The sequence below is a fragment of the Marinobacter sp. genome (assembly GCF_041595835.1).
Lineage (GTDB): Bacteria > Pseudomonadota > Gammaproteobacteria > Pseudomonadales > Oleiphilaceae > Marinobacter.
On sequence record NZ_JBFHJO010000071.1, the window covers coordinates 1 to 8,414 of the forward strand.

Below are 8,414 nucleotides of genomic sequence, written 5' to 3' on the forward strand. Positions count from 1 at the left end.
ACTAACACACCAACAATGACACTCCAGGTCGCTGCTAATGGACCGGCCTTTTTATAAAAAAGCGCTCCAGTTAACGGCATAAACAAAAGGGCTGCAGAAGTAAATGCAATCATTGATAGCTTGAGAATTGAGCCTTCAGACGTAAATGTCCAGATGACTGATATAGCCATCAGAACCACCGTCGATATCCTGCCAACAAGCATTTGAGTACGCTCACTGCTGTTGTTATCAACCAAAGAAAGCCAGATATCCTTAGTGAAAACGGTTCCCATTGCCATATTCTGAGAATCAATTGTACTCATAGCTGCAGCAAAGGCACAAACAATCAGAACAACGGCCAATATAGGTGAATACTCAAGAAGCAACAGAGGGAATATCTGGTCTACCTTCTCGATATCAGGGAGAATCATCTTGCCCAACAAAGCTATGATTAGAATCGGAACAAAACCCCAGCTCGCAAAAGCAATATGCCCAACCGTCACAGTTTTAAAAACATCCATATTTTTCGCCATATAAAACCGCGTCCACAGATGTGGAAGGCAAATACCTGCAAAAACATATATAGCAAAGTAGCCGAACCAATTTGCAGGAGTAAAGTATCCTGACTCGCCTGGGAATTGCAGGAACTTGGGATAAGTAGAATCAACTGAGACAAAAAGGTCTTTTAAGCTATCAAACCCTGTAATTCCACTTTTTACCATCCAAAATGCCACAAGCCATGTAAAGCCCATGTAGAAAAACCCTTGCAGGGCGTCCTTCCAGGCTACAGCTTTTATACCACCGAAAACACTGAAAAGAGTAACCAATACGATCATTGTAATTACTCCAAGCCAGAATGAGCTACCTATAGCTTCAAAGGCAAGACCGGCACCCAGTAACTGAATCCCGATATAAGGGAAAAGCAAATATATATTCAAAATAGCTGAGACTGTTTTTATTGACCTGCTTTGATAGTAATGCTCTAATAAATCTCCTGGTGTAGTATATTTAAAAACCTTGCCCAACAACCACATCCTTCTCCCGTATACAAAGAAAAGAAGACCAAGAACGACGTTAAGCATGAAAAAAGTAGCAAAACCAGTTCCATGCTTATAGAAAGCTCCCGGGGCACCCAGGAGAAACCACATGCTAAACCACGATGCACCGATGGTCAGAAATAGGACAATACCACCAAAATCACGCCCACCAAGATAGAAACTTTCAACTGATTTTCTATTCGTTTTCTTATAGGCAATATAAAAAATTAATAAGTAAACCAAACTTGACAGGACCAGACCTGCCAAAACCATCATAGCAATATCACTCATAGAACCCCCTTACACCTTTATCTTCTGCATATGCAAGCGCTGCGTCTTCATCAACGTCATGAGACTTTGCGCCAAAAGCTGCAAAATAAATCAAGTACAGTGTAATCAAACCATTAAATCCCCAGATCCACGCAAGATTAAATGGAAGACCAAGAACAAAGGGCTCTACCGTATTCAATGAGGGCAAAAACTGGCCTGCATTGACTAAAACAAACCACGCGACCATTATCCAAAACATTGATTTTCTTATCATATTATCCAACCATGTTGCCTGAATATTATTCTTGTCGAACGATCAAAAAAAAACATTACATAAGCTATTTTTAATGCATAATCCCTCCTCGCTTAATAATTAATAAGCATTTCAAGCTATCCTTTTCATGTTGGCTGGCGCCATCAACTCACAACATCCACCCTCTCGCCATTGCCCAACGGAACCACCTGCATCTTTTCTTGCCAGCCAGAGCCTGGCGCCTGACCTAAGAGCACTGAACCTTCTCAGGTAAATTCTGATCAGCGCGACATTTTCGGCCTCAGAATCAGTTTGCTGACGCTTGCGCCAAACACAGGATGAAGGCCATCTCAGGTTGTCCAATTATTATATTTATACGAATAAATGCAGCAATTCAAGCAGATCACCAAAACTTGCCTCTGACAGAATGGAAATTTCGGGACAAACCGAGGCGCTTGGATTGCAGCCGTTTGTGATGAGCCGAAAGCTCACGAAGAAAATATGAGAAGCTTTAAAGCAAAACGCGCAGCCCACCGCCCTCCCCCACAAAGATCAGAAACGGGCGGTGGTGTGACCTTGAAGACTGCTATCTGACGAAGCCATTGGGTGAGCTACCTGAGCGAAATCCCCTTCTTGGAGAAAATCGCTCAGGTTTATCGGGGTTTCAGGAATCAGTCCTGCTTCAGGCGTTGAATAACGGCGTTTCCGGTCTTGCGCATATGCAGGCTCATGGCGGCGGACAGCCCCTGGGCATCACGCTTCTCAAGTGCCTCGACTAAACATTCGTGTTCCTTCGCGGACTCCTCCCATCGCCCCATCTGCATGTTAGCGGCGTAGCGGGCCCGGGTAATCCTGAGCGTCAGCGAGGTCTCGAGTTCTAGCAGCACGCGATTACCGGCGATCTCGGCGAGACGTCGGTGGATGGTCTGATTGAGCTGAAAGTACTCATTGCGCTGGTTTTTGCGGAACTTCTCCATCATGCACTCATGGAGGTGGCGGATCTCGGCAATCTCGGCATCACTCGCCCGGGTGGCCAGCAGGGTGCCCGAAAGCCCCTCCAGCACAGCCATCACTTCGAACAGATCAGCCACCTCTTCGACATCAACTTCGGTGACCCTGGCGCCGCGGTTAGGGAGCATCTCTACCAGCCCCTCGCTGACCAGCACCTTTAATGCCTGGCGGAGGGGGGTTGGCGAGACCTCGAAGGCTTCGCACAACTGCTTTTCGGAGATCCGGCTACCGGGTTCCAATTCCCCCTCCAGCACCATTTCACGCAGCCGTTCGGTCACAGCCTCGTACAGCGAGTGCCGCCGCAATGGCGTGGCTCGGGATAAAGCCTCGCGGGGCTTATCTTCGCGGGTGGATAGAGAAGTATTGGCCATGCTGAGATGCACCTCTTGATTGGCTGGCCCGGCAGATGCCGGTTCGATCGTTAGGAAACGTATGCTTGCAGAATATTCTACCGTCGTGCAATACTTCAGTCATCATATGAATTTGGAATTCCGAATTCCAAATCCTTAAATCCAGGCAGCGAATATGAAAATATTTCCTCGTAAGCCATAACGACAAAGGATTAGCCTCATGGAGCGGACCCTCATCGGCATGCTCACGCCTTCCTCCAATACCGTGCTGGAACCCTATACCAGCGCTTTACTGCATGATCTGCTACCGCAGGTCACGGCTCACTTCCAGCGCTTCACTGTCACAGAGATTTCCATGCGTGATGACGCCCTGGCACAGTTTGATCCGGCGCCACTGCTGGAAGCTGCGCAGCTGCTTAACGATGCACGGATGAACGTGATTGCCTGGAACGGCACCTCCTCAAGCTGGCTGGGTTTCGAAACCGACCGCCGGTTGTGTGCCTCGATCGAGGAAGTCACCGGGGTGCCGGCCACCACCAGCGTACTGGCGCTGAACGAAGTACTGGAGCGCACCGAGGTCACTCGCCTGGGGCTGGTAACGCCTTATCTGGACGATATCCAGTCGGCCATCGTGACGAACTACCGCCAGGCTGGGCACGAAGTGGTCGCCGAGCGCCACCTGAACGACCGCGGCAACTTCTCTTTTTCCGAGTACGACGAAGCCACCCTGGCCAACATGGTGCGCGAGGTCGCCAAGTCACGCCCCGATGCGATCACCCTGTTGTGCACCAACCTGCGCGGGGCGGGCATTGTCGCCGAGCTGGAACGCGAGATCGGCATCCCGATCTACGACTCCGTCAGCGTGACCGTTTGGAAGACCCTGAAAATGACGAACATCGACCCGGCCCGCATTAAAGGCTGGGGAAGCCTGTTTGATGACCGTCGCCTGAGGGCCTGAGCAGAACCTGAATGACGAGAGCTCTGGCCAAGGTTCCTCAGTGTGGCGGGCTTCTCTCCCGATTTCTTAACATCAATACAACTGATATAAAGGTGCAGCATGCTTACAACAACGATCAAGCGAGTCTCCCTACTGACGGCGTGTGCCTGCGGCCTGGCGCTGGGCGGCCTGGCCCAGGCCGAAACCCAGCTACGGGTAGTGGGTAACTTCTCAGGCAACAAGATCCACGTCGACCAGGTCGAGCGCCCTTTCTTCCAAAAGCTCAATGAACGCGACGACCTCAACGTGACCTACAACACCATGGATGCCATAGGACTTAAGGCAGCAGACGCACTGCGCGGGCTCCGTACCGGTGCCTTCGACGTGATGTCGGTGCAGATCGGCATGGCCTCCCGTGACGATCCGTTCTTTGAAGGCGTCGACCTGGCCGGAGTGGCGCAGAACCTCGATGAGCAACGCAATGTCGTCGAGGCCATTCGCGAGAAGATGGACGAGCGGCTCCAGGAGCGCTTCAATGCCAAGCTCATGACCCTGTGGCCGTTTGGCCCGCAGATGCTGTTTTGCAATGGCGAAATTGATGGGGTGGATGACCTGGCCGGCAAGAAGGTACGCGTGTTCACGCCGTCGATGTCGCGGCTGGTCGAAGGCCTGGGGGCAACGCCGGTAACCCTGCAATTCAGTGAAGTTTACCTGGCGCTGCAGCGCGGCGTGGCCGACTGCGGCGTGACCGCGCCCACCGCTGCCAACGGCGGCAAGTGGCCGGAAGTCACCACACATCTGGTACCGCTGCCTCTGTCGTTCTCGGTGCAAGGCCACTTCATGAACCTGGGAGCCTGGAACCGCCTCGACGCTACTCAGCAAGAAGAGCTGACAGCTGCGTTCAAGGAGATGGAGCAGCAGATGTGGGACATCGCCTATAACGTCAATGACGATGCTATCGCCTGCAGTACCGGTCAGGAAAACTGCGAACGCCACACCCAGTACGACATGACCCTGGTGGATATCGGCGAGTCGTCTTCTCAGCAGGTGCGCGAGATCACCGAGAAAACCGTTCTGCCAGCGTGGGGCGAGAACTGCAACCATATCTCCCCTGAGTGCACCCAGGTATGGAACGACACAGTCGGCGAAGCGACGGGCTATTCCATCAAGTAACCGGGGAAAGCGAGGTCTATGATGAAAGCCAATAACGTCAATCGCGCCGCCAGGGGCCTGGCCCATGGTGCGGCGCTCGCCGCCGGCTATGGTGGGTTGTGCCTGTCGGTATTGATTACCTTCGAGGTCATCGCGCGCAAGTTCTTCAGTTTTTCCTTGCAGGGGGTCGACGAGATCGGCGGCTATGTGCTGGCCATCGGAGTAGCGTTCAGCTTCGCCTATGCCTTGCTGCAGGGTGCGCACACTCGCGTGGACGTGTTGCTCGCCAAGCTGCCCGGCATTCTGCGTGGACCGCTGAATGCCTCGGCGGCGCTGTTGTTGGCTATCTTCGCGGCTTTCATGTTGTGGCGTGCCGTCGACACGCTGCTGGTCTCCCTGGAATTCCAGAGCCATGCCAGTACACCGTTGCAGACGCCACTGTGGATTCCCCAGTCGCTGTGGGTCGCGGGGCTCACAGTATTCGCCCTGCTCGCTGGCTTGCTGGCGCTCAGGGCCGTCTTCTTACTGGTGACCGGCGACCTTAGCCGCCTCAATCAGGAGTTCGATGCTCGCTCGGCGGACGACGAACTCGACGAGGCACGCCACGACTATGCATCCGGCACGGTGCAGACGCCCCACGGGAGTTCTCACTCATGATCGGCCCTTTCGAGGTATTGATCGGTTTCATCATTCTGCTCGGCATGATGATGGCCGGCGTCCACGTCGCAGTGGCGATTTTCAGCGTCTCGGCCATCGGCACGCTGGTGTATCTGGGTCTGCCATTGTTGTATTCGTTCGGCGATACGCTGTGGGGCACACTCAATAACTTCCTGCTCACAGCGATCCCTCTGTTCATCCTGCTTGGCGAGCTACTACTGCGCAGCGGCATCACCGATCGTATGTACAACTCGCTTTCGGTATGGCTGAGTCGCATGCCCGGCGGGCTTTTACATACCAACGTTGGCGCATCGACGGTGTTCGCCGCGATGTCAGGGTCGTCGGTAGCCACTGCCGCCACCATCGGCACTGTGGCACTACCTGCCCTCTCTGACCGCGGCTACAACGAGCGCCTGGCACTGGGCACCCTGGCCGCCGGCGCCACCCTGGGCATCCTTATTCCGCCCAGCATCAATATGATCATCTACGGCGCTATCACCAACACGTCCATCAGCAAACTGTTCATCGCCGGTATCTTGCCCGGGCTGGTGCTCGCCGGGTGCTTTATGCTGGCAATCATGGCCTTTAGCCTGTTACGCCCTGGCGTGGCGGGCGACCCGGAGCCGCGCGTGCCGCTTGGCCAGCGGCTGCGTTCACTGGCCGACCTGCTGCCACCAGCGTTCATCTTCGCGATCGTTATCGGCAGCATCTACAGCGGCTGGGCCACGCCCACTGAGGCGGCGGCGCTCGGCGTGGTTGCGGCACTGGTGCTGGCGGCAATCTATCGCAAATTGACAATCCGCATGCTGCACGAGAGCTTCCTGTCGATGGCGCGTACCACAGCAATGATCATGCTGATCATCGCCGCCGCCTTCTTCATGAACTACATCGTTGGCATCCTGGGCATTCCTTCTACCCTGACCAACTGGGTCGCCGGTCTGGGCCTCACGCCACTTGGGCTGATTCTGGCGCTGGTGGTGTTCTACCTGGTACTAGGCTGCTTTCTCGAGACGCTGTCGATGATGATCGCCACCGTCCCTATCGTCGTGCCGATGGTTGTAGCGTTCGGCTACGACCCGGTGTGGTTCGGCATCTTTCTGGTCATCATGATGGAGATCTCGCTGATCACCCCACCGATCGGCATGAACCTCTACGTCGTGCAGGGAGTACGCGGCAAGGGTTCGATCACCGACGTGATGCTCGGCAGCCTGCCGTTCCTCGCCATCATGCTGCTGTTCGTGCTGCTGATAATCATCTGGCCGGAGCTGGTGATGTGGCTGCCTGATGCCATGGGCTAGGATGAGCCGCCAGAACAGCATTCACAACGAAGATTAGGGTAGTAAGGTCATGCAGAATTTCGACACATTGATTAAAAACGGCCGGATTGTTACCGCTGTAGACTGTTACTACGCGGATATCGGCATCAAGGGGGGCCGCATCGTGGCACTCGGTCATGAGCTGGGCGAGGCTGCGGAGGTTATCGATGCCGAAGGGTTATGGGTATTGCCCGGCGGCATCGACGCGCACTGCCATATGGATCAGCCGCTCAGCGACGGTGCAGTGATGGCCGACGGCTTTTACAGCGGTACGCGTTCGGCGGCTTGCGGTGGCACCACTACGGTGATGCCCTTTGCCGCCCAGCAAAAAGGACAAAGCCTGCGTGCAGCGGTAGAAGATTATCATCAACGCAGCGATGGCCAGGCTTTCATCGACTACGCCTTTCACATGATCGTCAGCGATCCTACCGAAACTGTGTTGAAGGAGGAGCTGCCGGAGTTGATCAAAGAGGGCTATAGCTCTTTCAAGATCTATATGACCTACGATGATCTCAAGCTCAACGATCGTGAGATTCTCAACGTTCTGTCTCTGGCGCGGCGCGAGGGCGCCATGGTCATGGTGCATGCAGAAAATGCTGACTGCATCGCCTATCTGACCGAGCTTCTTACTGAAAACGGGAACACCGGGCCTTACTATCATGGCGTGGCGCATTCCACCATTGGCGAACGTGAGGCGTCCCACCGCGCGATTTCGCTGGCTGAGCTGATCGATGTGCCGGTGCTGATCGTGCATGTTTCCGGCACCGAGACTATCGAACAGATTCGCTGGGCACAGAACCGGGGATTACGCGTCTATGGTGAGACCTGCCCGCAGTATCTGGTGCTCACGGCCAAGGATCTGGATCGCGATGGGTTCGAAGGCGCAAAATATGTATGCAGCCCGCCGCCCCGGGACCCGGCTGCTCAGGAAGCGGTCTGGCAAGGGCTAGAGTCCGGCGTTTTCCAGGTATTTTCTTCCGACCATGCGCCGTTTCGTTTCGAGGATACCTGCGGTAAGAAACTGCACGGCGAGCACGCCCATTTCAAACATATCCCCAACGGCATTCCCGGCCTGGAGACGCGTCTGCCAATCCTGTTTTCCGAAGGAGTGGTCAAGGAGCGCATTGACGTCACCCGTTTTGTGGCACTGACCGCGACCAACCCAGCGAAAATCTACGGACTCTACCCACGCAAGGGCACCATCGCTATCGGCAGCGACGCCGACCTCACGTTATGGGACTCGACAGCGAAGAGCATCGTACGCAATGCCGACCTGCACCATGATGTGGATTACACCCCTTACGAAGGACTTGAGCTGACAGGACGCCCCATGCTTACGCTTTGCCGGGGCCGGGTAGTCTCCCGCGCCGGCCAACCCGAAGGCGAGGTGGGTTACGGCGAATTTCTCAAGTGCGATAAACCTCAGCCTGCGCGTCCACGTGGCAACGCCAA

At 54.7% G+C, this 8,414-nt stretch carries 8 protein-coding genes; 5 read left to right on the forward strand and 3 right to left on the reverse strand.

Annotated elements, in window-relative coordinates; all coding sequences use genetic code 11:
* The 3 genes from ABYA77_RS14140 to ABYA77_RS14150 all read right to left on the reverse strand — a co-directional run.
* On the reverse strand, window positions 1-1,307 hold a 1,307-nt coding region (locus tag ABYA77_RS14140; RefSeq protein WP_372966611.1), incomplete at its 3' end, for a sodium:solute symporter family protein.
* Window positions 1,300-1,569, reverse strand: coding sequence for a hypothetical protein (locus tag ABYA77_RS14145; protein ID WP_372966612.1), 270 nt, complete (start codon window positions 1,567-1,569; stop codon window positions 1,300-1,302). The genes ABYA77_RS14145 and ABYA77_RS14140, both read right to left, overlap by 8 nt.
* Before the next feature lie 641 nt (window positions 1,570-2,210).
* Window positions 2,211-2,921 (reverse strand): GntR family transcriptional regulator, encoded by a 711-nt coding sequence (locus ABYA77_RS14150; RefSeq protein WP_372966613.1) that lies wholly within the window; start codon window positions 2,919-2,921, stop codon window positions 2,211-2,213.
* Between the two features lie 199 nt (window positions 2,922-3,120).
* Between ABYA77_RS14150 and ABYA77_RS14155 the strand changes: the two genes are divergently transcribed.
* The 5 genes from ABYA77_RS14155 to hydA form a co-directional block, all read left to right on the forward strand.
* Window positions 3,121-3,858 carry an aspartate/glutamate racemase family protein gene (locus ABYA77_RS14155; protein WP_372966614.1) on the forward strand — a complete coding sequence of 246 codons (738 nt, stop codon included), beginning with the start codon at window positions 3,121-3,123 and terminating at the stop codon, window positions 3,856-3,858.
* Window positions 3,859-3,957: 99 nt separating this feature from the next.
* Window positions 3,958-5,010, forward strand: coding sequence for a TRAP transporter substrate-binding protein (locus ABYA77_RS14160; RefSeq protein ID WP_372966615.1), 1,053 nt, complete (start codon window positions 3,958-3,960; stop codon window positions 5,008-5,010).
* Between the two features lie 18 nt (window positions 5,011-5,028).
* Window positions 5,029-5,646 carry a TRAP transporter small permease subunit gene (locus tag ABYA77_RS14165; RefSeq protein WP_372966616.1) on the forward strand — a complete coding sequence of 206 codons (618 nt, stop codon included), beginning with the start codon at window positions 5,029-5,031 and terminating at the stop codon, window positions 5,644-5,646.
* Window positions 5,643-6,944 carry a TRAP transporter large permease gene (locus ABYA77_RS14170; RefSeq protein ID WP_372966617.1) on the forward strand — a complete coding sequence of 434 codons (1,302 nt, stop codon included), beginning with the start codon at window positions 5,643-5,645 and terminating at the stop codon, window positions 6,942-6,944. Before ABYA77_RS14165 ends, ABYA77_RS14170 begins: the two co-directional genes overlap by 4 nt.
* 49 nt (window positions 6,945-6,993) lie before the next feature.
* Window positions 6,994-8,414 (forward strand): dihydropyrimidinase (hydA, locus tag ABYA77_RS14175; protein ID WP_372966618.1); only part of this gene is annotated, 1,421 nt, incomplete at its 3' end.